Origin of the sequence: Nocardioides jiangxiensis, assembly GCF_030580915.1 — a bacterium.
Lineage (GTDB): Bacteria > Actinomycetota > Actinomycetes > Propionibacteriales > Nocardioidaceae > Nocardioides > Nocardioides jiangxiensis.
Genome location: NZ_JAUQTA010000001.1, coordinates 1,145,733 through 1,172,190 on the forward strand (window position 1 = coordinate 1,145,733; position 26,458 = coordinate 1,172,190).

Sequence of the window (26,458 nt, forward strand, 5' to 3'; positions counted from 1 at the left end):
TCCGTGTTCAAGACATCGTGGCGGGGCGCGGCGTCACGACGTGGACCGCCCCACGTCTAGACTGCGACCCGTCTCGGAACGATCCGCCTCAGCAAAGGGTGAACGTGGACTTCAAGGAACTTCTCCGCACTCTCCGACGTCGATGGAAGACCATCGCCGCGATCACGCTCGTCGCGGTCATCGGGAGTCTCACCCTGTCGCTGCGCGCGACGGAGATCTACCAGTCGACGGCGCAGGTCTTCATCACGACCGACAGCAGCAACGTCCAGGAGACGGCCCTCGGCAACACCTACACCCAGCAGCGCATGGACACCTATGCGCAGCTGGCCACCCACCGGGTCCTGCTGGCCCAGGTCATCGACCAGCTCAACCTCGAGCTGTCGCCCACCGACCTGGCTGGCCGGATCCACGCCGAGGTGCAGCCCAACACCACCATCCTCCGGATCACGGTCTCCGACACCGACCCGAAGAACGCGCAGAAGATCGCGCAGGTCGAGGCGGACCAGCTCGTGGAGTTCCTCCGCAAGCTCGAGACCCCCTCGACCTCCGAGGTGTCGCAGATCCAGCCGACGGTGACCGACCCGGCCACCTTCAACCCGGTCAAGGTCTCGCCGCAGACCTCGCTGAACCTCGTCGTCGCCCTGCTGATCGGCCTCACGACCGGTATCGCCGTCGCGATCGCCCGCGAGCTCCTCGACCAGACGGTCAAGTCGGCCACGGACGTCGAGAAGGCTGCCGATGTGCCGCTGATGGCGGCCATCGGCTACGACCCGTCGGTCGAGAAGAGCCCCCTCGTGCTCGACATCTCGTCGTTCTCGCCGCGTGCCGAGGCGTTCCGCCTGCTGCGCACGAACCTCCAGTTCCTCGACCTGGACCACCCGCCGCGCGCCATCGTCATCACCTCGTCGGTCTCCGGCGAGGGCAAGACGACCTCCTCGACCAACCTCGCGCTCGCCCTGGCCCAGGCCGGTCGCCGCGTCCTGCTCGTCGACGGCGACCTCCGTCGTCCGCGCGTCGCGCAGCTCATGGGCATGGACGGCTCCATCGGCCTCACCACGGTGCTCGTCGGCCGGACCAAGCTGGAGGACTCCATCCAGCGACACAAGGAGTCCGGCGTACACGTCCTCGCGTCCGGCCCGACCCCGCCGAACCCGTCGGAGATCCTGCAGGCCAACGCCACGCACGACCTGCTCGGCCGTCTGCGCGACGCCTACGACATCGTCATCATCGACGCCCCGCCGCTCCTGCCGGTCGCCGACGCGGCGCTGCTGGCCACGGCCGCTGACGGCGCCATCATCGTCACGCGCCACGGCAAGACCACCCGCGACCAGCTCGAGGGTGCCGCCCACCGCCTGGCGGCCGTCGGCGCCCGCACCTTCGGCGTCGTGCTCAACATGGCGCCGAAGCGGTTCGGCGAGATGAACTACTACTACTACTACGCCGAGGAGGCCGAGCCGTCCGCCAAGGGCTCCGGCAAGCGCTCCTCCGGTTCCCGCCGCGCCTGACGCGGCCACCGATGCAGTCCCGCGGTCTGGTCCTCAACGCCGCCGGAGCGATCTTCGCGCTCGGGCTGGTGTACCTCAGCTTCGGCAACCTGCTGTACGGCGAGGTCGCGATCGTCGTCTGCCTCGGCCTGGGGCTGCTGGTCCTCCTCGGGCCGGACCGCCTCGGGCTCGGGCTGATGGTGCTCGGCTACTTCCTCGCGCCGCAGGACAACTGGCGACCCTCGGCAGCGGCACCCATCGCGTTCTCGGACGTCGTCATGGCCCTGGGCTTCGCCCTCATGGCGCCGCGACTGCTGGCCAACCGGATCCGCCTGCCCCTGCTGTTCACGGTCGGCGCGTTCGGCGTCATCGTGACGACCCTGGCCACCTCCGCCCTCGCCGCCTCGCCCTCGGCCAGCATCAGTCCCGGGATCCGGCTGATCTTCGCCTCGGTCCTGCTGCCGGCGGTGATCGTGCTCTGGGGTCCGTCGACGGTCTGGGTCAACCGGCTGCTCGGGGCGTACGTCGTGGGCCAGGTCTTCTCGACGATCTACGGCCTGGCCCAGGGCGCGCTGCTCAACAACCGCTACCAGGGCACCACCACGCACCCGAACTTCTTCGGCATGTGCGGCCTGCTCTCGGTCGCCGCCTGCTTCCACCTCTACTTCACCGTGCGTCGTGAGTACCGCTGGCTCGTGGTGCTCGGCGGCCTCGTCGCGCTGTACTCGATCACGCTGAGCGGCAGCCGGGGCGCCCTGCTCGCGGCCGTCCTGATCATCGCGCTCTTCCCGTTCGCCGAGCGCTCGGCCCTGTCCATCTGGGGACTGATCATGGCCGCCGTCCTCGCGGTGCCCGGCCTCAACTGGCTGGTCAGCAACTTCCCCGACAACCCGCTCGTGTCGCGTGTCTTCGGCGGCGAGGACAAGTCCGTCGGCTACTCCGACGACGTCCGCACCAACGCCCTGCACCAGGGCTGGGACCGCTTCCTGGGGCATCCCATCATCGGCAGCGGCTACGACCAGCTGCTCGAGACGCACAACATCTACCTCCAGGTCGCGATCGCGATCGGAGCGCTGGGCCTCGGCGCCTGGCTGGTCATGGTCTTCCCGTTCGTGTCCGTCCTGACCACGAGCCACCCGCTCCACCGCCTGGGCTACATCAGCCTCGCCTACCTGGCCATCGGCATGACCGAGCCCAGCCTGTGGGAGCGGATGACCTGGGCGCCGATGAGCCTCGCGCTGCTCGCCGCGCTCCCCGGTTCCCACGGGTCCGACGACGAGCCGTCGCCGGCCCCGGATGCATCGGACGCCTCCGACGCGCAGCCGCCGCGTCGTACTCTCCGCCTGGAGGTCTGAGACCGTGCCCCGCCTGCCCGCAGCGCTCGAGCCTGCCTTCCCGCTGGTGAAGCGTGCGCACCGCGCCGCGACCCGCTCCACCGGGCGCGCGACCCGACGCCTGGCCGCCGCCTCGCCCGGTCCGCGGCGCCTGCCCGCCACCGGCACCGAGTCCTCGCTGCTGACCGCGCGCCTCGAGCCGGACGCCGTGACCTACCACCCGGCCGGCCCGGCACAGCACGTCGACCGGGGCGTCGCGGTCGGGTGGCCGGCGGACCACCCCGTCTTCCGTGCCCGTCGCACCTCGGACGTGCCGGCCCGGTTCGTCCTCGACATCGCCGACGGCACCGTCGTGGGGACCTACGCCGCCCACATCACGCCCGGCGGCATCCTCGACTACGAGACCAGTGACTACTTCGGCATCAAGGGCTGGAAGGAGCACCCGCTCTACCTTCGCCCGCGCCTCCCCGAGGCGGAGTACGTCGACGGCACCGTGGCGTCGCTCGGCACGCGCGGCACCTACGGCAACTACTACCACGCGCTCTTCGACATGATCCCGCGCTGGGGCATCCTCCAGGACGCGATGCCCGGGGTCGTGCCCGACGTCCTCTACGCCAACCGCAACACCCGGTTCTCCCGGGAGCTCCTCGAGATGATCGGGCTCGGCGACGTCCCGGCGCTGGAGCCGACCAAGCACGCGTGCTACCGGGCCAGGCGCCTGCTGGTGCCCTCGCAGCCCAACTACGGCAACACCGCTCCCCCGGACACCATCGACTGGCTGCGTACCCACCTGCCGGCCACCCGGCGCACCGACCTGCCGAAGCGCATCTACGTCTCGCGCGGAGCGGGCCGGAACACCCGTCGCGTGAACAACGAGGACGAGGTGCTGGCGGTGCTCAAGCCGCTCGGCTTCGAGGTCTTCGATCCGGGTGCCGTGTCCGTCCGGGAGCAGCACGACCAGTTCGCCACCGCCGAGGCCATCGTGGCCCCCCACGGTGCGGCCCTGACCAACCTGGTCTTCGCCAGCCCCGGCGCGAAGGTGCTGGAGTTCTTCGCGCCGCGTTACGTCGAGACGGTGTACTGGGCGATCACCTCGCAGCTGCCGGACGTGACCTACCGCTACCTGCTCGGCCGCCCGTATGACACCCGTCCCGCGGGTGCACCGATGGACCGGGTCATGGAGGACATCACCGTCGACCTCGACGACCTCCGGATCGCACTCGAGGACCTCGGCCTGCACTGAGTCCCCGGCTGCGCGTCCCGACGACGAAGGCCCGTCACCCCTGCGGGTGACGGGCCTTCGTGGCTGCTGTCAGGTCAGAGAGCGATCTCGACCTCGGCGATCGAGCCGACCGCCGCGATGACCTTGCGGTCGACGGTCTCCGCACCCGGCGCGAGCGTGCGCAGGGTCCACTCGCCGTCACCGGCGAAGAAGCGGAAGTGGCCGGTCGCGGACACCGGGACCTCGGCCGTGAACTCGCCCGACTTGTCGAGCAGGCGCACGTAGGCGACGCCGACGGGCGAGCCGTCCTTGGTCACCTGGCCCTGGATGATGGCCTCGATCTTGGTGTTGATGCCGTCGAGCGGCAGGCCACCCTCAGTAGCTCCACACATGTTGCTTGTCTCCTAGAAGTCTCGAGAAGGCGCGAGCGGTGAGGCTCAGGCCTCGCCCGGCTCGTCACCCAGAGCGATCGGAACGCCGACGAGCGAACCGTACTCGGTCCAGGAGCCGTCGTAGTTCTTCACGTTCGGGGCACCGAGGAGCTCCTGCAGGGCGAACCAGGTGTGCGACGAGCGCTCACCGATGCGGCAGTAGGCGATGGTGTCCTTCGAGAAGTCGACGCCGGCCTCCTCGTAGATGGCCTTGAGCTCCTCGTTGGAGCGGAAGGTGCCGTCGTCGTTGGCAGCCTTGGACCACGGGACCGACGCGGCGGTCGGGACGTGGCCGGCGCGCTGGGCCTGCTCCTGCGGGAGGTGGGCCGGGGCGAGGAGGCGACCGGCGAACTCGTCGGGCGACCGGACGTCGACCAGGTTCTGCACGCCGATGGCGGCGACGACGTCGTCACGGAAGGCGCGGATCGAGAGGTCCTGGTCCTGCGCGGTGTAGGTCGTGGCCTCACGCTTGACCGGCTCGTCGGTCAGCTCGCGGGCGTCGAGCTCCCACTTCTTGCGGCCGCCGTCGAGGAGCTTGACGTCCTGGTGGCCGTAGAGCTTGAAGTACCAGTAGGCGTAGGCCGCGAACCAGTTGTTGTTGCCGCCGTAGAGGACGACGGTCGAGTCGTTGGCGACGCCCTTGTCGGACAGGAGCGCCTCGAACTGCTCCTTGTTGACGAAGTCGCGACGGACCTGGTCCTGGAGGTCGGTAGTCCAGTCGAGCTTGATCGCACCACGGATGTGGGAGCGGTCGTACGCCGAGGTGTCCTCGTCGACCTCGATCAGGACGACCTGCGGGTTGTCGAGGTTGTCCTCGACCCACTGGGCGGTGACCAGCACGTCTTCGCGAGCCATGTTCTCTCTCTTCTCTACTACGGGGATTGGGGTGAAGGGTGTCAGTTGGTGGGGGCGGGCCGGTAGGTCAGGCGCTTGAACAGCAGGTAGACCTCACATCCCAGGCAGAAGCCGAACAGCGCGTTGAGCAGCGCTGCGGCCAGCGCGAACCCGACGGCGATCGCACCGACTGCGTCGAAGCCGAGCGGCCAGAAGACCAGGGCGATGAGCGCGAAGGTCAGGCCGACCTGCTGGGCGAAGCGCGGCGGGGCCGCGTCCTCGAGATGGGCGGGCGGGGCCAGCCGCGGCCGGATGAAGCGGCGGAACGCCCAGGCGTGCGGCGTACGGCTGACGCCGAGGAGGGCACCGATGCCGAAGAGGACGGTCTGGAGCGCCAGCAGCGCGATGCCGTACGGCGAGGGCGACAGCAGCAGCGCGCCGGCCAGGATGACGACGGTGACGGCTGCCGCGAACTGCGGGCCGCGCGGGTCGACCTGCGCGCGCTGCGCGACAGTGGTGGCGGTGCTCATGTTCTTGCTCCTGTGCCCCGGAGACGAGGCGGACGGTTCACATCACGGACGAGAAGGCGGTCCCGGCGGACCGGGGACGTCGTGGGGGCGGTCGAGCGCCTGCGCCGAAGGGCGCGGAAGGGGACGTCCCGTCAGGACATTCGACACAGCGACGACGCAACGCGCAGGAGATCCACCGCGCGGCGCTCGGTCAGCATGGTCGTGAACATGTGCCCGACTCTAGGAGTCGCCGAAAACGTCCTCCAAATCGTCATCTCGCCATATGAGATGCCTGTCCGCAAAATGAGACGCCTGAGACGAGGCCGCGCATCCGGTCTGGACCACTGGCTACACTCACGGACTGTGCGTCGCCTCCTGCTCCTGATTGTGGCCGTCCTGCAGCGGACCCCCGTCATCGAGTGGCTGCGGACCGCCCGCGGCTGGCGCGACCAGTACCTCGACCCCCAGGTGCGCCAGCTCCGCTCGGTGGTCCGCCAGATGGAGCGCGGTCAGGTCGACATCCTCTTCCTGGGCGACTCCAGCGCCACCTTCTTCGGACCCGGCGACGTCGACCGGCGTCGGTTGCCGGAGATGCTCGGGGCCGAGCTCGGGCAGCGCGTGGCCGTGATCGCGGGGCCCGGCTACAACCCGCCCCTCTACAGCGAGCTCGTGCGGATCCTGGGCACGCTCCCCCAGCGCCCGCGGGCGGTCGTCCTCTCGCGCGCGGTCCGGACGAGCTGCGCGACCCATGTCCGCCAGCACCCCGAGTACGGCTACCGGCGATCGATCGCGACGCTGCGGCGTGCCTCGGGGGCGCACGGCCTGCGGGCGTTCTCCCGCAGCAACCGCCGCACACCGCAGGAGTACGCCGCCTTCGAGGCGCTCCCGGTGCGCACGCGCTGGGAGCGTGCCTCGACCATCGGTGGCTTCCTGGCGCTCGTCCGGGGGCGTCGCACCGCGGGCGGCGACCTGGCCACCCAGCAGGCACTCTTCGACTACTTCCACGGCGAGCTGCTCGACCCCGGCATCGCCACGGTCGGCGAGCTGACGGAGCTGGCCGCCCGGCTGCGGGCCTACGGCGTGCCGGTGGTGCACTACTACCCGCCGATCCCGGTCGAGCGCGGCGAGCAGTACTTCCCCGGCGAGTTCGAGGCCCAGGTACGCGCGTCGTACGCAGTGGTCGACGGCGTCCTCGAAGCCGGGCTCGGCGACCTCGGCGCGCTCGTCGAGACGCCCTTCGACACCCCCGACGACGAGTTCATCGACCCGACCGACGGCTCCGAGCACTGGAACGAGAAGGGCCGGGCCCGGATCGCGCGGCGGATCGCCGAGCTCGTGCAGCAAGCACGCGTCGACGCCTGACCCTCCAGGTCCTCCTGCCCACCGACGGCAGCGGCGTCCGGGCGGGCCGTCCGGCTCACTACATTGGGGAGTTGTGCGACGTTTTGTGATGTTCCTCGTGCGGCTGCTCAACCACACGCCGATCATGCGCTGGTTCCGGACGGCGCGTGGCCTGCGCGACCAGTACGTCGACCCGCAGGTGCGGCAGCTGCGCGGCGTCATCCGGCAGATGGAGCGCGGTGAGATCGACGTGCTCTACCTCGGCGACTCCAGCTCGACGTTCTTCGGCCAGGACGATGCCGACCATCGCCGGCTGCCGGAGATGCTCGAGGCCGAGCTCGGCCGACGGGTCACCCTCCTCGCGGGCCCCGGCTACAGCCCCGAGCTCTACGCCGAGTTCGTGCGCCTGCTGGCCACGCTCCCGCAGCGCCCGAAGGCCGTCGTCCTCACCCGTGCGGTGCGGATCTGCTACGCGGTCCATGTGCGCCAGCACCCGGAGTACGGCTACCGGCGCTCGGTCGAGACGCTGCGTCGGGTACCCGACGCGCAGCACCACCTGCGCGCCTTCGACCGGCGCAACCGCCGCACGCCGGCCGACATGGAGCGCTTCCGCGCGCTGCCGGTCACCACCCGCTGGGGTCGCGCGAGCACGGTCGGCGGATTCCTCGACCAGGTCCGCGGACGCCGGGGCGGCCCGGAGGTGCTGGAGCGCCAGCAGGCCCTGTTCGACTACTTCCACGGCGAGCCGGTGACGCCGGACCACCCCGAGCTCGTCCACCTCCGGATCCTCGCCGAGCGGCTGCGCGACTACGGCGTGCCGGTCGTGCACTACTGGCCGCCGATCCCGGTCCACAAGGGCGAGCAGTACTTCCCGGGAGAGTTCGCCGGGCACGTCCACGCCGCCTACGACGTGTGCCGGGCGCCGTTCGAGGAGGTGCTGGGCGGGCAGGCTCTCCTGGTCGAGTCGCCCTTCGAGACCCCGGACGACGAGTTCATCGACAGCGCCGACGGTTCCGAGCACTGGAACGACGCCGGCCGGCTGCGGATCGCCCGGAGGATCGCTGAGCTGCTGCGCGACGTCGGGCTCTGACGCACCCGCGCAGCCCGCCCGCACGACGCGGGCAGGGCACAATCTTCCCGAAACCGGCACACGCCACCCCGGGCGCTGACTACCTTGACGCCGTGCAGCAACTGAAGCACCACCTCGTGGGAGTCCTCAACCGCACCCCGGCCATGGACGCGTTCCGCACCGCCCGCGGCGTGCGCGACGAGTACGTCGACCCCCAGGTCCGCCAGCTCCGTTCGGTCGTGGCCGAGATGCGCGCCGGCCAGATCGACGTGCTGATCCTGGGCGACTCGACCACCACCTTCTTCGGTCGCGACGACGCCGACCCGCGCCGCCTCCCCGAGATGCTGCAGGCGGAGCTCGGCCGCGACGTCCGCCTGCGCCTCGTCGCCGGGGCCGGCTACCACCCGGGGCTCTACGCCGAGTTCGTGCGCGTGCTGGGCACGCTCGAGCAGCGCCCACGAGCGGTCGTGGTCAGCCGAGCGATCCGCACCTCCGGGCGGGTAACGCACGTGGCCCGCCACCCGGAGTACGGCTACGAGAGGTCGATCGCCGCCCTCGCCGCCATCCGCGACGCAGACAGCAGGATGCGCGCCTTCAGCCGTGCCAACCGCAGGACCGAGGCCGAGACGGCCGCCTTCCACGCGCTCGAGGTCGAGACGCGGTGGCAGCAGGCACGCACGATCGGCGAGTTCCTCGAGAAGGTCCGGGGCCGGAGGGGCGGCGCCGAGGACATCGACCAGCAACGAGCCCTCTTCGACTACTTCCACGGCGAGACGTTCACCGAGCGGCACGTCGACCGTGCCCGGCTCCTGGGCGAGCGGTTGCGCGCGTACGGCGTCCCGGTCGTGCACTACTGGCCGTCGATCCCCTGGCAGCGGGGGGAGACGTACTTCCCGGGTGAGTTCCGCGCCCACTGCGAACAGAACTTCGCCGTGCTCCGTCCCGCCTTCGACGACGCCCTCGGGGACCTCGGCCTGACCGCGGAGGGTCCCTTCGACACCCCGGACGACGAGTTCATCGACGCCGCCGACGGCTCGGAGCACTGGAACGACAAGGGACGGGCACGCATCGCGAAGCAGCTCGCCGCATGCCTGCACGAGACCGGAGCCCTCGGCCGCTGACGCCGTACGACGCGACGCGGCCCCCGTCCCGGAGGACGGGGGCCGACGTACGACGTGCAGCAGGTCAGCGCGCGGCAGACCGAAGGATCGCCTCGAACCTGTCGACGCAGCCCTCGAGCTCGAACTCCCGCTCGGCGAGCGCACGCGAGTCCTTGCCGATCTGCTGGGCACGGGCATGGTCGGCGAGCACCTCACGGACCCAGGCGGCAGCCGCCGGGACCGAGTCGTCGGACGGCGGGAGCACGCAGCCCCCCACCTGGTCGACGAGCTTCGCGGCGAGATTCTCCGACGGCATCAGGCCCAGGATCGGCCGGCCCGCACAGAGGTAGGACAGCGTCTTGGACGGCACGGAGAACGCGCCCGCCGACTGCTCGAGCAGCACGACGAGGACGTCGCCGGAGCCGAGCACCTCGGGCAGCCGCTCGTAGGGCTGGAACGGCAGCAGGGTCAGCGGGACGCCGAGGCGCTCGGCCTCCGCCTGCACGACAGGCGCCGCCGGGCCCTCGTTGACCACCACGAGCCGCACCGGGGTGCCGGCGTCGATCACGGCCCGGGCCACGTTCGGCAGCAGCTCGGGGTTGTGCTTGAGACCGAGCGTGCCGGAGTACAGCAGCGTCTGCACGGCGTCGACGCCTTGTTCGCGGGCCCACGCGTTGTCGCGCGCCACCGGGTAGATCTCGTCGAGCGGCGCCCAGTTGGTGATCACGGTGGTCTTGTCGGCCGTGCCCCAGGAGCGGTGCACGTCGACGAAGGCGTCGGTGATCACGACGATCGCCGCCGCGCGTCGCGAGCACCAGCGCTCCGCCCAGCCGATGACCTTGCCGACCAGCTTGAACGCCGGCGACAGCTTGTCACCCGCGAACGAGGTGATCGCGACCGCCTGGACGTCCTGGTGCCACAGCACCCATGGCTTGCGCAGCACCAGCAGGATCAGCGTCACGACCGCGAGCGTGGGGATCGGCACGTTGGAGAAGAGCACCACGTCGGGCCGCAACCGGCGTACCTGCCGGGCCAGCTCGAAGCCGAAGCCGAGCTCCTGGAGGAGCCGGGGGCCGAAGCTCGTCTTCTTCACCGAGCGCCCGACGGCGATCGGCTCGAAGCGGATCGTCTCCCCCGGCTCCGCCCGCAGGTGCCCCTTGCCGGAGGCATAGGCGTCGCAGTAGGAGTGGGTCACCTGGTGCCCACGACCTGCGAGCGCCCGGCTCAGCTCGACCTGGAAAGGATGCCCGCTGTAGTCGTGGACCAGGATCTTCATCAGACTGCGCTCAACCCTCCGGGTCAGCCCTGGGCGGCCTTCACCTGGTCGTAGACCCAGCGGTAGGTCTTCTCCATGCCCTCGAGCAGGGAGATCGACGGCTCCCAGCCGTAGATCTCCTTGATCAGGGTGTTGTCGGAGTTGCGACCACGGACACCCTGCGGGGCGTCCAGCTGGTAGTTGCGCTTGCACTTGATCCCGGCGAAGCCCTCGACCATCGTGTAGAGGTCGTTGATCGAGATCAGCTCGGACGAGCCGAGGTTGACCGGGATCGGGCTGTCGCCCTTGAGGAACATCTGCGAGCCCTTGACGCAGTCGTCGACGTACATGAACGAGCGGGTCTGCTCGCCGTCGCCCCAGATGTCGATCTCGTGGTGACCGGAGATGACGGCCTCCGCGATCTTGCGACAGGTCGCCGCCGGAGCCTTCTCGCGGCCGCCGGTCCACGTGCCCTCCGGGCCGTAGACGTTGTGGTAGCGCGCGACGCGGGTCTGCAGGCCGAAGTCCTCGAGGAAGTGGCGCGCCATGCGCTCGGAGAAGAGCTTCTCCCAGCCGTAGCCGTCCTCGGGGTCCGCCGGGTAGGCGTCCTCCTCCTTGAGGGCGGTGATGTTGGGGTCGGTCTGCTTCGAGCCGTTGTAGACACAGGCGGAGGACGAGTAGAAGTAGCGCTCGACCTCGGCGGCCTTGGCCGCCTCCAGCATGTGCGTCGACGTGTTGACCGTCAGCATGCACAGCGCCTTGTTGTTCTCGATGAAGCCCATGCCGCCCATGTCGGCGGCCAGCATGTAGACCTCGCGCGCGCCCTCGGTCTGGGCGAAGGCGTTCTCGCGCAGCGACAGGTCGGCGACGACGTTCTCCACGCCCTCGTGGACCTGGTACCACTCGTCGATCGGCTTGATGTCGACCGAACGCACGGACAGGCCCTGCTTCACGAGGTCGGCAACCAGGTGCCCACCGATGAAGCCGCCACCACCAGCGACCAGTACGTCGACATTGCTCACGGAACTACCTCCAAGGAAGAAATCACAGTGGATGCGCTGCCCCCGGCGCGGTGTGATGAACGAGGCATCACGCGAAACGTGACGATACCTTGGGTGACCCCGCTCACCCGACGTATCCCAAGCGGGCCATCGCGTCGCCACACATCTCCTCGATGTGTGCGACGTGCGCGGGGGCGAGCTGGCCGCGCCAGCCGTCGATGGTGCCGCTGTGGAAGGTCATCGCACCAGTGTTGAAGATACGCTCCGCGTAGACCGGCGCGACCTTCCCGGCGTCCTCGACGCCGATGTGGTCGAGGATCCGCGCCACCTGCTCGACCTGGCTGTCCGAGGCGCCGCCTCCCTGCGAGCCGACCAGGTCCTCGAATCGGACGGTCAGGACGCCGGGCTGGTCCAGCCATCCGGCGTACGCGTTGAAGAGGACCTCGATGGGCGGCGCGGAGAGCGGGTCACCGGGCTCGCCGTAGCCGTGCACGATCGCGTCCATCAGGGCCTCGTCGGTCGGGAACATGCCCAGGACCTCGTCGCGGCTGCCGACGTGCTCGGCCGTGCGCAGGTAGTTGAACGCCGAGACGGCGAGGGCTCGCGGGTCACGGATCGCCATGACGGTGCGGACGTCGGAGGCGGCCAGCACGTCCGTGATCGGCGACAGCGCAGGCAGGTGCGTCGTCATGTACGACGAGGTCCGCACGCGCCGGATGTTCTTCTGGAGCTCGCTCGCGGCCGTCTCGGGGTGCGCGAAGTGGGAAGCCTCGAGCTGCACGAACCGGCCGGAGTACCGGAAGCCTGGGAGCTGGTCGAGCAGGGCCGTGACCAGGTGCGTGCCTGCCTTGGGGATCGAGTTCGCGACCACGCGCGGGCCCGGGGGCGCCGGCCGGACACGGTCGATCGCGCGGTAGGTCGCGATCGCGGGCTTGCGCAACGTGGAGCTGCGACGGATCCGGTGCGCGAACGCGGACTCACGGAGCGGCATGGGTGTCCTCCTCGGACGGTGCGGTGAGGTCGGGGTCGACAGGGGGCGTGACCGTCGGGACGGACACGGGCCGCTCGGGACGGCGCAGCAGCAGGGCGAGCAGGACGCAGGACAGGGCACCGACGGCGGCGAGACCGACGACCGCGCCCTCGAGGTCGGCGAGCAGGGCGCCACCGCCCACCGCAGGCACCAGCAGCACGGCACAGAGCAGCTCGATGCTCGAGGCCGTGCCGGCGTGGCCTCGGGCCTGGACCCCGGCGGTGAGGACGAGCCGGAAGGCGAGCAGCCCCCACGCGAGGATCATCAGGCGCGCCGGCGGGATCGCGGGGATGAACTCGGGTCCCATCAGGATCCGCATCACCGGCGAGATGACCGCCTCGAGACCGAGCGTGATCAGCAGGTCGAGGGCTGCCGAGACCAGCAGCCACCTGCGCAGCCGGGCAGCGCGGGCCGCGCCGGAGACCGCGGTCAGCCGCGGCAGCAGCATGCCCGCGACGTTCGCGAGCGCGAGGGCGGCGACGTTCGTGACGGTGACGGCCGTGGCGTAGTAGCCGACCTGGACCGCCCCCAGCACGAACCCGACGATCAGGACGTCGAGCCCGAGGTTGAGGCCGTTGATGCCGCTCACGTAGCTGCGGCGGGCGAACGCGCGCGTCTCGGCGGGGTCCGCGCGCAGCGCCGGGTCACCCGTCGGGCGGCGCAGCTTCCTCCAGCCGTAGAGCAGGCTCAGGCCACGCACCGGCACCACCACGAGCAGCACCAGCGCGGCGGACCGCATCGGGTGCACGACGAAGAGCAGGACCACCATGAAGACGTACGTCGCGACCCCGAGCAGGCCGAAGACGTTGACGTCGCGCACGCGGCCCTCGCCCCGCAGCATCGCGCCCAGGATCGCCTGCCAGAAGCCCCACGTGGTCATCAGCACCGTCGCGGCGAGCAGCAGCACGTAGTGGTCGCTCCCCCGCGCCTGCAGGGCCACCACGCCGACCGCCAGCACGGCGCCGAGGACGGAGAGCGAGACCCACGCGCGACCACGGCCGCGCATGACGTCACGCGCAGGCCCTCCGGCGCTGGCGGTGAACGCAGCGATCGTCGGGATCACGCCACCGAGGCAGAACTGACCCACGAGGATCGTCGCCATCATGACGATCGCGAGGTGCCCGCGCTCCTCCGGCCCGAGCATGCGGGCCAGCAGCGGTGCGGAGACCACCGTGAGCAGCTGCGCCCCGACGGCCGCCGCCACGAGCGAGAGGATCTCGCCCAGTGACCGGCCCCGCAGCCGCGCCAGCATCAGCGCGGGTCGGTGAGCGGGCCGGGCACGAGCTTCTCGATCGCGGCGAGGCCCTCGGCGTCGGAGGGATGCACCACCGCGACGTCCCAGTAGTGCTGGGCACGGAGGCCGACCTTGTGGTCGAGCACCGACGCGAGCGCGCCGATCTGGTCGACCGTCGTGCGGCCGAGCGGGAGGCCCGCGTTGTCCCAGACCGCGACGTCGCGGTAGCCCAGCGCCCCCAGCTTGCCCCATACCTCGAGCGGCTCGTTGCCCGCGAGACGCGACAGTGCGTGGTCGTACTCGAAGAAGAGGACCGGGGGCTGGTCCTTCCAGGCCTCCGCGATCATCGGGATCAGCGCGACGTCGTAGCCGTCCGTGTCCGACTTGGCCAGGCGCAGCGTCGCGAAGTCGGCGTACCGCTCGCGGAGCTGCTCGGCGGTGACGAAGACGATCGCGTCGGCGCTGTCGACCACCTCGAAACGGGTCGTGCCGCCGGACCGGACCGCCTGGACAGGCGTCGAGGTGCCGTCCGTCGAGAGCAGCGCCTCGACGACGGTGACGCGCTGGTCGCGGTCGGTGTTGATGTGCAGGAACTCCAGGTACGCCGAGTCGCCCTCGACGCAGAGGACCTTGCCGTCGACCGCGTCGAGGATCTGCAGCGTCGAGTCGCCCACGTTGGCGCCCACGTCGAGGACCGTGAGCGGCGTGGACCCGGCACCGAGCTCCTTGGCGAGCTCGACGAGGTTCTGTCCGTAGACCGACCCCTCACCGGTGTAGTCGGGCAGGCGGTGCGACCAGGGCAGGACCATGTAGGTGCCCTGGACGTTGCGCACGACCTTGCGGTTGGGGAACCGGTCACGCACCGCCCACGAGGCGTGCTGCCGGACCTTGCGCGGAAGGGTCTTGATGTCCATGCGGCGGCTCACGCGCCCTTTCGGTTGGCGATGGAGGAGAGGCGGTGGAGCTGGCGCATCAGCCAGACCACGTGGGGACCGGTGCCCAGCCAGCGGACGACCGTGCGGGCGCGGCCCTGCGGGATCAGCCGACGCAGCGTGCGGGCCAGGCGGCCGTTCGCGCGGACGATCACGCCCTCGATCTCCCGCGCCACCTCGACCGACAGGGCCACGTCGGCGTGGACGACCGGGTCGGGGGCCGGCATGGCCTTCGGCATGGTGCGCGTGGAGTTGGTGGTGGTCGCGTCGGCACCGAAGCCGACGTTCTCGACCATGTTGACCGCCGGCGTGGCGGCGTACGTGCCGAGAGCGCCCATGGTGGCCCAGAGGTGGCTGTCCCAGTTGAACTGGCGCACGTCGCGGGAGTCCATGACCTCCTGGAAGTACGCGCGGCCGCCGGCGGTCACGAACCGGGAGGCGTCGTGCGGGTGCAGCCGGACCGGGACGCCGGCCACCTCGCCCTCGGGCCCGCCGGCCTGCCAGGTGCGCGGGAAGACAGCGCGGTGCTGCTTCCAGGCCCGCGCCCAGGTCGCCCAGCCCCAGATCGAGGCGTAGTGCGAGAAGCCGTAGGACCTGCCGTCGAAGAACCGCTGGGGCACGAACATCGAGTTGCCGCCGATGTAGGCGACCCGCTCGTCGTCCTCGAAGTGGTCGAGCATGACGTCGGCGTAGTCGAAGAAGGAGAGGTCGGGGAAGCAGTCGTCCTCGAGGATCACGGCGCGGTCGACCTGGTCGAAGACCCAGTCGAGGCCGAGCTCCACGTTCTGGTCGACGCCGACGTTGTGCTCCCAGTACTTGCGGTGCACCTCGCAGGGCCAGTCGATGTCCTCGAGGACGCTGCGCACGGCGGCCGTTCCGACGGCGTCGTCCTCGCGTCCCTCACGCGGGCCGTCGCACAGCAGGAACAGCTGCGAGGGCTTCGCGGAGCGGATCCGGTCGAGCGTCGCAGCGGTCTTGTCGGGTCGACTGAACGAGATCAGGACCACAGGAGGGGTCGGCACGGCGCGCAGCCTAGCAACGGGTGAGGGCCAGTTCGTCCGGATGGACACGCCTGTAACGAACTGGCAACCCGGTCCTTGTACGGTGAGCCACGTCACCCGGTCCGCGCCGGGGGTTCTAGGGTGCGGGCCGGCTCATTCACGCTTTGAAGGGAACCCACACGTGACCGACTTCTGGTTCGGCAAGCGCGTCCTGATCACCGGTGGAGACGGCTTCGTCGCCTCCAACCTGACCGAGGCGCTCATGCGCCGGGGTGCCGTCGTCACCATCACGGTGCGCCACCAGCGTCCCGCTCCGACCTCGGTCCTGCTCAACAGCGAGCTGCGCCCCGACGTCGAGGTCACCGAGATGCGTGACTACTCCGAGGTGCAGCGGATCATCAACCGCCACCAGATCGACACGATCTTCCACCTCGCGGCGTCCGCGATCGTCTCGGACTCGGCCCGCTCGCCGATGTCGACGTACCAGAACAACATCGAGCCGACCCTCAACCTGCTGGAGGCCGCCCGCATCAACGGCGTCGAGCGCGTCCTGCTCGCCTCGACGGACAAGTCGTACGGCGACCACGCCGACGTCGACGACACCGAGCCGCTGCCGTACCTGGAGACGCACGCGCTCCGCGGCATGGACGTCTACTCGTCCTCGAAGGCCTGCGCGGACATGATGGCGCAGTCGTACTCGTTCCAGTACAAGCTGCCGGCGCTCATCGTGCGCTCGTGCAACATCTACGGCCCGGGCGACCTGAACTTCACCCGCCTGATCCCGCGCACCAGCCTGCGGATGATGGCGGGCAAGGCCCCCGTCATCAACCTCGGCAACGCGGACGTGCTGCGCGAGTACATCTACATCGACGACCTGTGCGACGCGTACATGTTCCTCGCCGAGAACATGGAGCGTCACTACGCCCAGGAGATGCCGACCCGCGGCCGCGCGACGTACGGCTGGTCGTCCTACAACGTGGGCGCCTTCACCTCCGGCCTGGGCCTCGAGCCGCGCGAGTTCTCCAACATCCGCTCGGTCACGCAGGTCATCGACACCATCGGCAAGGTCGTCGGCTCGGACCTCGAGCCGGTCACCATCCCGAAGCCCGACAACTTCATCGAGATCCCGGACCAGTTCCTGGACTCCAAGAAGCTGCACGACTTCGGCTACACGCCGAAGATCGACTTCGAAGAGGGTGTCGAGCGCTCCGTCGAGTGGTACCGCAACCACTCCGCGCTCTTCAACAAGCTGGGCGCCAAGTACGTCCTCAGCTGAGCCGACAGCACGAGGGCCCGCCACGGATCTCCGTGGCGGGCCCTCGTGCGTCGTGGGTCACCGCCGGGCGGCGAGGTCCTCGCGGATCGTCCGGGCCATGCCAGCCCAGGTGAAGTCGTCGGTGTGCAGCCGCGCCGCGGCGAGCTGCTCCGGGGTCGCGGCGATCGCGGCGCGGATCCGGTCCGCGAGGGGCCCCGGCTCGATCGAGGTGGCCACCTCGGCAAGGCCTCCGGTCACCTCGCGCAACGCCGGGTCGGCAGAGATCACGACCGGGATGCCCAGGCGCTGCGCCTCGATCGGCGGCAGCCCGAAGCCTTCGAAGTCCGAGGGGAAGACCACCAGCCCGGCACCGGAGAAGCACTCGGCGAAGGCGTCGTCGTCGAGCCACGGCATCAGCTCGACCCGGTCGGCGATGCCGAGCTCGGCGACCTTCCGCGTCGCGGCCTCGCGGTCGGCACGCCCCATGCCGATGAGGCGCAGCGTCCACAGCGCGTCCGTCGTGCAGAACTCGGCCCAGGCAGCGAGGACGGCGTCGACGTTCTTGTTCGCGAAGTGGCCGAACGCCAGGGCGTAGAGGCCCGCGCTGGCCGCCGGGCCCGACGGCGTCGGCCAGCGGTCGACATGGTCGGAGCCGAGGCGGGCCGGGATCGCCTTGCCCCGCGTGGACGGGTGGAGGCGGACGACGTCGTCGCGGGTCCGCTCGGAGATCGTGTAGATGCCGTCGGCGAGCCGGAAGCTCAGCGCGTACGACGCGCGGCGCGCCGCCCGGCGGCGCGCACTGAACTGCTCCGGGCGCAGCTCGTGGCGCAGGTCGGTCAGGATCACGCCGCGCGGGGTCGAGCCGGTGCCCGCCAGCGCGGCAGCGACCACGCCGCACAGGAACAGGTCGGCGCCGAGACGGCGCGCGGCCCGGCGCGGTCCGGTCGTCCGCAGCCAGGCAGAACCTGCCGTGCCTCCGCGTGGCGGGGTGAGCTGGTGCAGCTCGACCCCGTCCGGAACGGCGAAGGCCGGCGCGCCTGAGACGAGCACGGTCAACCGGTCCTCGGGCGCCACCTCGCGCCAGCCCTGGAGGAGGTTCTCGAGGATGACCGCGGAGCTGCCCGCCTTGACGACGAGGGCATCGATGACGACGTGCACGACCGGAACCCTAGCGGTGCGTGAGACCTGGACCACGCACCGTCATCCAGCGCCGCTACCCTTCCGCGCATGGCCACCGACACGCGCTGCGTCCTCTGCTCCACGCCCACCGAGCTCTTCGACCGGGCGCGGATCATGCAGAAGTACGACGTGGACTTCCACCGCTGCCCCGGCTGCGGCCTGATCAGCCTCCCCGACCCGACCTGGCTCGACGAGGCCTACGGCCCCACCATCTACGCCGGCGACGAGGGCCTGCTGCGGCGCTGCCGGATCCAGGGCCTCGTGACCAGCGCGATCATCCGCTCCGAGGGGATCAGGCGCGGCCGCTTCCTCGACTGGGCCGGTGGCACGGGCCTGCTCACCCGGATCATGCGTGACAAGGGCTTCGACTACTACCGCAACGACCCCTACATCGACAACGCGCTCGCCAAGGGCTACGACGCCGAGGTCGAGGGCCACTTCGACCTGGTCTCGGCGTTCGAGGTGGTCGAGCACCTCGCCGACCCCATCGCGGACATGAAGGCCGTGGCCGACGTCACCGACCGGATCTTCATCAGCACCCACCTGCAGCCCAAGGACAACCCGCCGAAGGCCGACGACTGGTGGTACTACCAGCTCGACTCCGGTCAGCACATCGCCCTGCACACGGTCGAGTCGCTGACCCTCCTCGCCGAGGCGCTCGGCATGCAGCTGACCACCGACGGCGACAAGTACCACGTCTTCCACCGGGTCCCGCTCAAGCCGGGGACGAAGCTGATCCTGTCGCGCGGCCTCTCCTCGGTGCGGCGTGGCGCCACCGACCTGGCCCGCAAGGCCCTCGGCCGCTGACCCGGACGCTCGTACAGCGAGGTCGCGTCGGAATGTCGCGACATCCCCGACCGTTGGAGACCCCGTGAGCACCGGAGCAGTCGTCCTCGTCATCGCCGTCGTCGGCGCCGTCGTCTTCGGACTGGTCCGCGCCGCCACCGACGGCCGCTTCCGCGGCACGCACCGGGTGCGCCACGTCCTCGACGAGCCCGTGACACCGGAGCCGGCCGAGTCCGTCCTGCACGGCACGCCGTACGAGGCGGAGCTGGGCAGGCGCGCGACGCTGCTGCAGTTCTCGAGTGCGTTCTGCGCGCCGTGCCGGGTGACCCGCCGGATCCTCGAGGAGGTCGCCGCGGTCGTCCCCGACGTGGCGCACGTGGAGATCGACGCGGAGCACCACCTCGACCTGGTCCGTCACCTCGGCGTGCTGCGCACGCCCACGACGCTCGTCCTGGATGCTGCCGGGCGCGAGGTCACCCGTGCGGCGGGAGCGCCCCGCAAGGAGCAGGTGCTCGCGGCCCTCGCCACGGTCTGAGCCGGCCGGCCCCGCCGACGGCCCGCGTCGGACGCGGCCGGGTCAGTCGAGGTCGCCGGCAGCCAGCGGGCGGCCGAGCACGAGCTCCCAGCCGACGGTCTTGAGCTCCTTTGCCGGCATGCCGCCGACGACGGTCAGCTCGGGGACGTCCCGGGTGACCACCGAGTTGGCGCCGACCACGCAGCCATCGCCGAGGTGGCGGGGTCCGACCACCGTCGCGTTCGCACCGATCGTGACGTGGTGGCCGACGACCGGGAAGCCCCATGCCGCCGGGTCGCCACCGCGTCCGGGCTCGCCCAGCGTGGCGCCCTGCGCCATGCGCAGGCCCCGGCCCGCCACGACTCCCCCACCGATCACCACACCGCTCGAGTGCATCAGCGCGAAGCCCGGCCCGATGCGCGCGTCGGGATGGATCTCGGCGCCCGAGATCATGACGCCCCACGCCCGCAGGACGAACGCGAGCGGACGCAGCGGGGTCCGGGCCAGCGCCTGGCCGATCCGGTAGAGCACGACCACCTGGACCTGAGGCGTGACGACGAGCTTGCCGATCACCTTGACCCAGAAGAGCGGGCCGGGCACGCGCGTGTGGTCGACGTTGGCCTTGAGGTCGGCAGCGATCAGGCTCCACATGGCGCACATCCTGCCGCAGACCGCGGTGGGACCGAGCGCGGATGCCGGACTCAGCCGCCGGCGAACGGTGGCAGGAACTCCACGACGCTCCCGGGCTGGACGGCGTCCGCGCCGGGCTGCTGCCCGTCGACGAGCACCGAGCACACCGCCAGGACGCCGGCGAGCCGGTCGCTCTCCGGATGCCGTGCGAGTGCCGCCTCGCGCAGCCCCGCGACGCTCAGCGGGCCGTCGTACTGCTCCTCGGCGACGCCGGCGGCCGCACGTGCCCCGGCCCAGTAACGGACCGTGATCGTGGGCGCAACGGGCGCGGGCAAGCTCATGTCCGATATTCTGCCGGGACCGGCCATGAACCCGACCGTGGGCCCGCAGTTCGTGAGGAGGCGCGATGAGCACCCTGCTGCTTCTCACGAGCGCCCTGCAGTCGTCGGCCGAGGTGCTTCCCGGCCTCGCCCTGCTCAGCCACCAGGTGAAGGTCCTGCCGGCCGAGGGCAGCGCGCTGCTCGAGGCGCCCGACTCCGACCTCGTCCTGGTCGACGGTCGTCAGGACCTCGCCCACGCGCGTGACCTGTGCCGCCTGATGCTGGCGACCGGATCCGACGTTCCCGTGATGCTGGTGCTGACCGAGGGCGGCCTCTCCGTGGTGAGCGCCGACTGGGGCATGGACGAGATCGTCCTGACCACCTGCGGCCCCGCGGAGCTCGAGGCCCGCATCAAGCTCGCGATCGCCCGCAACGTCGCCCGGCGCAACGCCGACGACCCCGACGCCCACGTCATCCGCTCCGGTGAGGTCGTCGTCGACGACGCCACCTACACCGCGCGCCTGGGTGGCCGGCCGCTCGACCTCACCTTCAAGGAGTTCGAGCTCCTCAAGTACCTCGCGCAGCATCCGGGCCGCGTCTTCACCCGGCAGCAGCTGCTGCAGGAGGTCTGGGGCTACGACTACTTCGGTGGCACGCGCACCGTCGACGTCCACGTGCGTCGGCTCCGCGCCAAGCTCGGCCCGGAGAACGAGAACCTGATCGGCACGGTCCGCAACGTCGGCTACCGGTTCGTCGTCCCCTCACGGGGCGCGAGCGCCGACGCCGAGGCCGAGGAGACCGCCGACGCCTGAGGGCTCGGCCGGGCGCATCCATCGCGCCACCGGCACACGAGGGCGGCCTCGGTCGGCGACTAGGGTCGCCCCCATGCGCGTGACCACGTACGACGACACCGCGGCCGCCGCGGTCGCACGGATCGCGCGGGCCTGCCACGAGGCGGACGGCCGCGATCCCCTCGACGAGGCAGCCCGGCTGCACCTCGCCCACCACGGCCTGCGGGCGTCCGCGCTCTGGCTCAGCGCCGACGGCTTCGCGCTCGCCCGCTCGGTCACGGGACACGTCGAGCTGGACCTGGCGGTGGCACCGGGCGGCCGGCGTACCGGCGAGGGCACCGCGCTGCTCGCGGCGGCCCTGGCCGAGGTCGGGGCGCGCGAGGTCCGGGCCTGGTCGCACGGCGACCATCCGGGCGCGGCCGCGTTGGCCGCCGCCACCGGCTTCCGGCGCGACCGCGAGCTGCTGGTCCTGGCACGCCCCCTGCCCGTCGAGGACGGACGGGAGCAAGACCTGCGCATCCGCGCCTGGCAGCCCGGCGACGCCCCGGAGCTGCTGCGGGTCAACGCTGCGGCGTTCGCCCACCACCCCGAGCAGGGCGGCATGGACGCCACGAACCTGGCCGAGCGGATGGCGGAGCCGTGGTTCGACCCCGCGGGCCTGCTCGTCGCCATGGACGGCGAGCGCATGCTCGGCTTCCACTGGACCAAGGTCCACGGGCACGCCGGCGACGGCGAGGTCTACGTCGTCGCCGTCGACCCGCCCGCGCACGCTCGGGGGGTCGGCGGAGCCCTGCTGCGGGCCGGCCTGCGCCACCTCGCGGCGGCCGGAGCTCGTCGGGTCTTCCTCTACGTCGAAGCCGACAACGCGCCGGCCCTGGCCCTCTACCGCGGGCTCGGCTTCAGCACCGACCACGCGCACGTGCAGTACGTGCGCCCGTGATGCGGCGAGGCCCCGGCCGCAGGTGCGGTCGGGGCCTCGCGGCGTACTGCTGCGCGCGGTCGCCGGCTCAGCCGAAGCGGCCCGAGATGTAGGCCTCGGTCGCCTCGTTCTCCGGCGTGGAGAACATCTTGGTCGTCTTGTTGAACTCGACGAGGTGACCGGGCTGGCCCGCGGCCTTCAGGTTGAAGAAGCCGGTGAACTCCGAGACGCGCGCCGCCTGCTGCATGTTGTGGGTGACGATCACGATCGTGTAGTCGGTCTTCAGCTCGTGGATCAGGTCCTCGACGGCCGCGGTCGAGATCGGGTCCAGGGCGGAGCACGGCTCGTCCATGAGCAGGACCTGCGGCTCCACCGCGATGGCGCGGGCGATGCAGAGGCGCTGCTGCTGGCCACCGGAAAGGCCCATGCCGGGCTTGTTGAGGCGGTCCTTGACCTCGTTCCACAGGTTGGCGCCGGTGAGCGCCTTCTCGACGATCGCGTCGGCGTCGGCCTTCTTCAGCTTCTTGGCGTTGAGGCGGTTGCCGGCCAGCACGTTGTCGTAGATCGACATCGTCGGGAACGGGTTGGGCCGCTGGAACACCATGCCGACGCGACGACGGACCTGGACCGGGTCGACGTTCGCGGCGTAGATGTTCTCGCCGCCGAGGTGGATGTCGCCCTCGACGCGGGCGCCCGGGATCACCTCGTGCATGCGGTTCAGCGTGCGCAGGAACGTCGACTTGCCACAGCCGGAGGGGCCGATGAAGGCGGTGACCGAGCGCGCCTTGATGCTCATCGAGACGTCCTCGACGGCCTTGAAGTCGCCGTAGTAGATGTTGACGTTCGAGACGTCAATGCTCTTTGCCATGTTCAGTGCTTCCTTCGGGGCCCGGGTCAGTGACCGGTCTTGGGGGCGAAGATCTTCCCGATGATCCGGGCGACGATGTTGAGGACGAGGACGATCAGGACGAGGACGAACGCCGCACCCCAGGCGACGTCGAAGTCCTCCGGGTGTCCCTTCGCCTGCGAGCTGTAGACCAGGACCGGCAGCGTCGTCATGAAGCCGTCGAAGACGTTCCAGTTGACCTTGGTGGTCAGGCCGGCGATCAACAGCAGCGGAGCGGTCTCGCCGACCACGCGCGCGATCGCGAGGGTGACGCCCGTGACGATGCCACCGAGGGCCGTCGGCAGGACGACCTTCACGATCGTGCGCCACTTCGGCGTGCCCAGCGCGTACGCCGCCTCGCGCAGCTCGTTGGGCACCAGGCGCAGCATCTCCTCGGTGGAGCGGACCACGATCGGCACCATCAGCAGCGAGAGCGCTGCTGCGCCGCCGAAGCCGGACCGGTAGGCAGCCCCGAAGAGCAGGGTGAACAGCGAGAAGGCGAACAGGCCCGCCACGATCGAGGGGATGCCGGTCATGACGTCGACGAGGAACCGGATCGCGGCGGCCAGCTTGCTGCCGGCGCCGTACTCGATCAGGTAGATGGCGGCGAAGATGCCCAGCGGCACCGACATGAGGGCTGCCGCCACCGTGATCACGAGCGTGCCGACGATGGCGTGCAGGATGCCCGTCGGCTGGTGCAGCGCGAGGATGAAGGCGTCCTGGCCAAGGAAGGTGCCGTTGATCTGCGGCGCACCGTGGCGAACCACCGTGTAGAGCAGGGAGACCAGGGGCACGAGGGCGACCAGCAGGGTGCCCCAGACGAGCGACGTCACCAGCCGGTCCACGGCCGCCCGGCGGCCCTCGACGGCGAGGTACCACAGCGGCAGCAGCACGAGGTAGGCCAGGCCGCTGAAGACGGCGGTGCCGGCCAGGCCGCCGCCGATGATGACCTCGCCCAGGAGCACGCCGATGCCCAGCGCGACGACACCCGCGATCACGGGCGCGAAGCGCGGCAGCCGACCGGAGGTCAGCTCGGAGGAGGCGAGAGGGGCGTCGACGACGTTCATCGGGTGGTGTTCCTCTCGGCGCGGGCGACGATCAGACGCGCGGCGAAGTTGACCAGGAAGGTCAGGACGAAGAGCACGAGGCCGGTGGCGATCAGGACCGCGACCTTGCCGGGGGTGCCCTCCTTGTAGTTGGAGGCGATGTTGGCAGCGATGCTGGTCGAGCTCTCGTTGCCGAGCATGTTGAAGGTGACCAGGCTCTTGCCGGCCGAGAGGACCATCGCGACGGCCATCGTCTCGCCCAGGGCGCGGCCGAGACCGAGCATCACCGCGGAGACCATGCCGGAGCGGGCGTAGGGGAAGACCGCGTACCGGATCATCTCCCAGCGGGTGGCACCGAGCGCGAGCGCGGCCTCCTGGTGGAGGCGCGGCGTCTGGGCGAAGATCTCGCGCGTGATCGAGGTGATGATCGGGAGCACCATGATCGCCAGCACGATGCCGGCGGTGAGGATCGTGCGGCCGACGGGGTTGACGCCGCCGCCCTCGTTGCCGGCGAAGAACGGCAGCCAGCCGAGGTGGTCGTTGAGCCACGCGTACGACGGCACGATGGCCGGCGCGAGGACGAGGATGCCCCAGAGGCCGAAGACGACGGACGGAACCGCGGCCAGCAGGTCGATCACGTACGCGATCGGGGTGGCGAGCCTGCGCGGCGCGTAGTGGCTGACCATCAGCGCGATGCCGATGGAGAGCGGGACCGCGATCACGAGCGCGATCGTCGCGGCGTAGACCGTGCCGAAGACGAGGGGCCACACGTAGTGGAGGAAGTCGTTGGCGCGCGGCGGGTCGTAGAACGCGGCGTCCTGGAAGAGACCGTCCCAGCCACGCAGGATGAGGAACAGGAAGACGCCGGACAGAGCCACGACGATGGACAGGCCTGCAGCGAGGGCCAGCCCCGAGAAGATCCGGTCGCCGAGGCGACTCGGCGGTGTGTCCGCCATGGATTCTGCGGTGGTCGCAGTCACAAGCTTTCCTCCGGGTGAAGCGGGTGTGGAACGCGTGAACGGCGGGCCGGTCGAAACCGGCCCGCCGCACACGATGTCATGCCGTGGTCTGGCAGGTGACCTTACTTGGCAGCGATCTTCGCCACGATGGCCAGCGCCTTGTCGGCGACCGCCTTCGTGAGCGGGGCCGAGCCGGCCTCGTCGGCAGCGGCCTGCTGGCCGTCACCGAGGATGTAGGTCAGGTAGCCCTTCACGAGGTCGGCCTTGGCGGCGTCCTCGTAGTGCTGGCAGGCAACCAGGTAGGAGACGAGGATCGCCGGGTAGGCGCCGGCCTCGGTCGTGGTGCGGTCGATGTCGACGGCCATGTCGGTGGCCGGGCGGCCCGCGACGGCCTTGGAGAGCTCGACGACCTTCGCAGCGCCGTCGGCCGACGGGGCGTTGTAGGAGTCGCCGACCTTGAGGGAGGCGACACCCAGGTCGAGGCCCTTGAGCGCGGAGTCGTCGGCGTAGCCGATCGTGCCCTTGCCCTTGGAGACGGAGGCGACGACACCCGAGGTGCCCTCGGCGGCGAGGCCACCCTTGACCGGGAACGCGTCAGCGGCCTCGTACTTCCACGACTTCGAGGCCTTGCCCAGGTAGTCGGTGAAGTTCTTCGTGGTGCCCGAGTCGTCCGAACGGTGGACCGGCGTGATCGCCAGGTCGGGGAGCTTCGCGTCCTTGTTCTGGTCCGCGATCGCCTTGTCGTTCCACTTGGCGATCTTGCCGTCGAAGATCTTCGCGATCGTGTCGGAGTCGAGGTTCAGGGTCTTCACGCCGGGGACGTTGAAGAAGACCGCGATCGGGGAGACGTACGCGGGGACCTCGATGATGTCCTCGCCACCGCAGCGCTTGTTGGCGGCGGAGAGCTCGCCCTCGTCGTCCTTGAAGTAGGAGTCGGTGCCCGCGAAGTCGACGCCACCCTGGTTGAACTGGGTGCGGCCGTCGCCCGAGCCGACCGGGTTGTAGTTGACGGTCACGTTGCCGCCGGTGAGGCCCTGGAAGCCGGTGGCCCAGGCGCCCTGCGCCTTCTCCTGCGCCGAGGAGCCGGCGCCGTTGAGCTCGCCGGAGAGCGACGCGACGTCGTTGGAGGCGCCGGTCGGGTTGGTGGTGGCGTCGTCGTTCGAGCCACAGGCGGTGAGGGAAACGCCGAGCGCGAGCGCGGCGACGGCCGGGACGACCCGGCGGGCGGAAGTGGCGATCACTTCGAACTCCTGATGTCTGGTTGGACTGTCGCGGAGGACGCTAGGGACGCGAAGTGTCCGAATTCGTGGGCGCAGGTGAACGGACGGCAAATGGTCGTCGCCCTTTCGGGACCATCTGGCTGTCAGCGAGACGACGATCACGGAAACTGGCCTTG

General features: G+C 70.5%; 28 protein-coding genes. 11 read left to right on the forward strand and 17 right to left on the reverse strand.

The annotated features are described in order from the left end of the window. Nucleotides 1-104 precede the first annotated feature (104 nt). The 3 genes from Q5722_RS05620 to Q5722_RS05630 are packed head-to-tail and all read left to right on the forward strand — an operon-like array spanning nucleotide 105 to nucleotide 4,061. Entirely contained in the window at nucleotides 105-1,505 is a 1,401-nt protein-coding gene (locus Q5722_RS05620; RefSeq protein WP_305027228.1) for a tyrosine-protein kinase domain-containing protein, read from the forward strand. 11 nt (nucleotides 1,506-1,516) lie between these two features. After that, nucleotides 1,517-2,839: an O-antigen ligase family protein gene (locus Q5722_RS05625; RefSeq protein WP_305027229.1), complete on the forward strand. Its 1,323-nt coding sequence runs from the start codon at nucleotides 1,517-1,519 to the stop codon at nucleotides 2,837-2,839. Between the two features lie 4 nt (nucleotides 2,840-2,843). Further along, the gene (locus Q5722_RS05630) at nucleotides 2,844-4,061 is read left to right on the forward strand and encodes a glycosyltransferase family 61 protein (RefSeq protein ID WP_305027230.1); all 1,218 of its coding nucleotides are present in this window, start codon (nucleotides 2,844-2,846) and stop codon (nucleotides 4,059-4,061) included. Nucleotides 4,062-4,135: 74 nt separating this feature from the next. Here Q5722_RS05630 and Q5722_RS05635 read toward each other — a convergent pair whose 3' ends face one another. The 4 genes from Q5722_RS05635 to Q5722_RS14935 all read right to left on the reverse strand — a co-directional run bounded on the left by Q5722_RS05635 (nucleotide 4,136) and on the right by Q5722_RS14935 (nucleotide 6,230). After that, a complete protein-coding gene (locus Q5722_RS05635) occupies nucleotides 4,136-4,432 on the reverse strand; it encodes a DUF1416 domain-containing protein (RefSeq protein WP_305027231.1) in 297 nt (98 codons plus the stop codon). Nucleotides 4,433-4,477: 45 nt separating this feature from the next. After that, nucleotides 4,478-5,326: a sulfurtransferase gene (locus Q5722_RS05640; protein WP_305027232.1), complete on the reverse strand. Its 849-nt coding sequence runs from the start codon at nucleotides 5,324-5,326 to the stop codon at nucleotides 4,478-4,480. Nucleotides 5,327-5,367: 41 nt separating this feature from the next. Beyond that, on the reverse strand, nucleotides 5,368-5,835 hold the full coding sequence (locus Q5722_RS05645) for a DUF4395 domain-containing protein (protein WP_305027233.1): 468 nt from the start codon (nucleotides 5,833-5,835) through the stop codon (nucleotides 5,368-5,370). A gap of 131 nt (nucleotides 5,836-5,966) precedes the next feature. Further along, nucleotides 5,967-6,230 (reverse strand): putative leader peptide, encoded by a 264-nt coding sequence (locus Q5722_RS14935; protein ID WP_369415012.1) that lies wholly within the window; start codon nucleotides 6,228-6,230, stop codon nucleotides 5,967-5,969. Here Q5722_RS14935 and Q5722_RS05650 point away from each other — a divergent pair. From Q5722_RS05650 to Q5722_RS05660, 3 genes are all read left to right on the forward strand, one after another. After that, a complete protein-coding gene (locus Q5722_RS05650; RefSeq protein ID WP_305027234.1) occupies nucleotides 6,178-7,176 on the forward strand; it encodes a hypothetical protein in 999 nt (332 codons plus the stop codon). The genes Q5722_RS14935 and Q5722_RS05650 overlap by 53 nt on opposite strands. A gap of 73 nt (nucleotides 7,177-7,249) precedes the next feature. Further along, on the forward strand, nucleotides 7,250-8,245 hold the full coding sequence (locus Q5722_RS05655; RefSeq protein ID WP_305027235.1) for a hypothetical protein: 996 nt from the start codon (nucleotides 7,250-7,252) through the stop codon (nucleotides 8,243-8,245). 92 nt (nucleotides 8,246-8,337) lie between these two features. Next, a complete protein-coding gene (locus Q5722_RS05660; protein WP_305027236.1) occupies nucleotides 8,338-9,345 on the forward strand; it encodes a hypothetical protein in 1,008 nt (335 codons plus the stop codon). Between the two features lie 64 nt (nucleotides 9,346-9,409). Here Q5722_RS05660 and Q5722_RS05665 read toward each other — a convergent pair whose 3' ends face one another. From Q5722_RS05665 to Q5722_RS05690, 6 genes are all read right to left on the reverse strand, one after another. Beyond that, nucleotides 9,410-10,600: a glycosyltransferase family 4 protein gene (locus tag Q5722_RS05665; RefSeq protein ID WP_305027237.1), complete on the reverse strand. Its 1,191-nt coding sequence runs from the start codon at nucleotides 10,598-10,600 to the stop codon at nucleotides 9,410-9,412. A gap of 23 nt (nucleotides 10,601-10,623) precedes the next feature. Next, the gene (locus tag Q5722_RS05670) at nucleotides 10,624-11,601 is read right to left on the reverse strand and encodes an NAD-dependent epimerase/dehydratase family protein (protein WP_305027238.1); all 978 of its coding nucleotides are present in this window, start codon (nucleotides 11,599-11,601) and stop codon (nucleotides 10,624-10,626) included. Between the two features lie 103 nt (nucleotides 11,602-11,704). Beyond that, on the reverse strand, nucleotides 11,705-12,571 hold the full coding sequence (locus Q5722_RS05675; RefSeq protein ID WP_305027239.1) for a sulfotransferase domain-containing protein: 867 nt from the start codon (nucleotides 12,569-12,571) through the stop codon (nucleotides 11,705-11,707). Further along, complete coding sequence (locus Q5722_RS05680) at nucleotides 12,558-13,862, reverse strand: lipopolysaccharide biosynthesis protein (RefSeq protein ID WP_305027240.1); 1,305 nt, start codon at nucleotides 13,860-13,862, stop codon at nucleotides 12,558-12,560. Before Q5722_RS05680 ends, Q5722_RS05675 begins: the two co-directional genes overlap by 14 nt. Beyond that, complete coding sequence (locus tag Q5722_RS05685; protein WP_305027241.1) at nucleotides 13,862-14,770, reverse strand: FkbM family methyltransferase; 909 nt, start codon at nucleotides 14,768-14,770, stop codon at nucleotides 13,862-13,864. The genes Q5722_RS05680 and Q5722_RS05685 overlap by 1 nt, the downstream gene beginning before the upstream one ends. Continuing rightward, complete coding sequence (locus Q5722_RS05690; protein ID WP_305027242.1) at nucleotides 14,767-15,798, reverse strand: hypothetical protein; 1,032 nt, start codon at nucleotides 15,796-15,798, stop codon at nucleotides 14,767-14,769. Before Q5722_RS05690 ends, Q5722_RS05685 begins: the two co-directional genes overlap by 4 nt. A gap of 160 nt (nucleotides 15,799-15,958) precedes the next feature. Between Q5722_RS05690 and Q5722_RS05695 the strand changes: the two genes are divergently transcribed. After that, nucleotides 15,959-17,053: an NAD-dependent epimerase/dehydratase family protein gene (locus Q5722_RS05695; RefSeq protein WP_305027243.1), complete on the forward strand. Its 1,095-nt coding sequence runs from the start codon at nucleotides 15,959-15,961 to the stop codon at nucleotides 17,051-17,053. Nucleotides 17,054-17,110: 57 nt separating this feature from the next. Here Q5722_RS05695 and Q5722_RS05700 read toward each other — a convergent pair whose 3' ends face one another. Then, entirely contained in the window at nucleotides 17,111-18,190 is a 1,080-nt protein-coding gene (locus tag Q5722_RS05700) for a glycosyltransferase (RefSeq protein ID WP_305027244.1), read from the reverse strand. A gap of 69 nt (nucleotides 18,191-18,259) precedes the next feature. Between Q5722_RS05700 and Q5722_RS05705 the strand changes: the two genes are divergently transcribed. Both Q5722_RS05705 and Q5722_RS05710 read left to right on the forward strand, forming a co-directional pair. Further along, complete coding sequence (locus tag Q5722_RS05705) at nucleotides 18,260-19,018, forward strand: class I SAM-dependent methyltransferase (RefSeq protein WP_305027245.1); 759 nt, start codon at nucleotides 18,260-18,262, stop codon at nucleotides 19,016-19,018. A gap of 64 nt (nucleotides 19,019-19,082) precedes the next feature. Then, nucleotides 19,083-19,532, forward strand: a complete 450-nt coding sequence (locus Q5722_RS05710) for a thioredoxin family protein (protein ID WP_305027246.1) — start codon at nucleotides 19,083-19,085, stop codon at nucleotides 19,530-19,532. A gap of 42 nt (nucleotides 19,533-19,574) precedes the next feature. On the opposite strand, the gene Q5722_RS05715 is transcribed toward Q5722_RS05710, so the two are convergent. Together Q5722_RS05715 and Q5722_RS05720 are read right to left on the reverse strand one after the other, a co-directional pair. Then, on the reverse strand, nucleotides 19,575-20,162 hold the full coding sequence (locus tag Q5722_RS05715; protein ID WP_305027247.1) for a serine O-acetyltransferase: 588 nt from the start codon (nucleotides 20,160-20,162) through the stop codon (nucleotides 19,575-19,577). 50 nt (nucleotides 20,163-20,212) lie between these two features. Further along, the gene (locus Q5722_RS05720) at nucleotides 20,213-20,482 is read right to left on the reverse strand and encodes a MoaD/ThiS family protein (RefSeq protein WP_305027248.1); all 270 of its coding nucleotides are present in this window, start codon (nucleotides 20,480-20,482) and stop codon (nucleotides 20,213-20,215) included. A 65-nt stretch (nucleotides 20,483-20,547) separates the two neighbouring features. Here Q5722_RS05720 and Q5722_RS05725 point away from each other — a divergent pair, with 65 nt between their 5' ends. Together Q5722_RS05725 and mshD are read left to right on the forward strand one after the other, a co-directional pair. Further along, nucleotides 20,548-21,273, forward strand: coding sequence for an MtrA family response regulator transcription factor (locus tag Q5722_RS05725; protein WP_305027249.1), 726 nt, complete (start codon nucleotides 20,548-20,550; stop codon nucleotides 21,271-21,273). A gap of 73 nt (nucleotides 21,274-21,346) precedes the next feature. After that, entirely contained in the window at nucleotides 21,347-22,192 is an 846-nt protein-coding gene (gene mshD / locus Q5722_RS05730; RefSeq protein ID WP_305027250.1) for a mycothiol synthase, read from the forward strand. 67 nt (nucleotides 22,193-22,259) lie between these two features. Here the strand turns inward: mshD and pstB are convergent, their stop codons facing one another. From pstB to pstS, 4 genes are all read right to left on the reverse strand, one after another. After that, entirely contained in the window at nucleotides 22,260-23,039 is a 780-nt protein-coding gene (gene pstB / locus Q5722_RS05735; protein WP_305027251.1) for a phosphate ABC transporter ATP-binding protein PstB, read from the reverse strand. A gap of 26 nt (nucleotides 23,040-23,065) precedes the next feature. Continuing rightward, the gene (gene pstA, locus Q5722_RS05740) at nucleotides 23,066-24,124 is read right to left on the reverse strand and encodes a phosphate ABC transporter permease PstA (protein ID WP_305027252.1); all 1,059 of its coding nucleotides are present in this window, start codon (nucleotides 24,122-24,124) and stop codon (nucleotides 23,066-23,068) included. Then, a complete protein-coding gene (gene pstC / locus Q5722_RS05745) occupies nucleotides 24,121-25,059 on the reverse strand; it encodes a phosphate ABC transporter permease subunit PstC (protein WP_305027253.1) in 939 nt (312 codons plus the stop codon). Before pstC ends, pstA begins: the two co-directional genes overlap by 4 nt. Before the next feature lie 125 nt (nucleotides 25,060-25,184). Next, the gene (gene pstS / locus Q5722_RS05750; protein ID WP_305027254.1) at nucleotides 25,185-26,303 is read right to left on the reverse strand and encodes a phosphate ABC transporter substrate-binding protein PstS; all 1,119 of its coding nucleotides are present in this window, start codon (nucleotides 26,301-26,303) and stop codon (nucleotides 25,185-25,187) included. Between the last annotated feature and the right edge of the window lie 155 nt (nucleotides 26,304-26,458).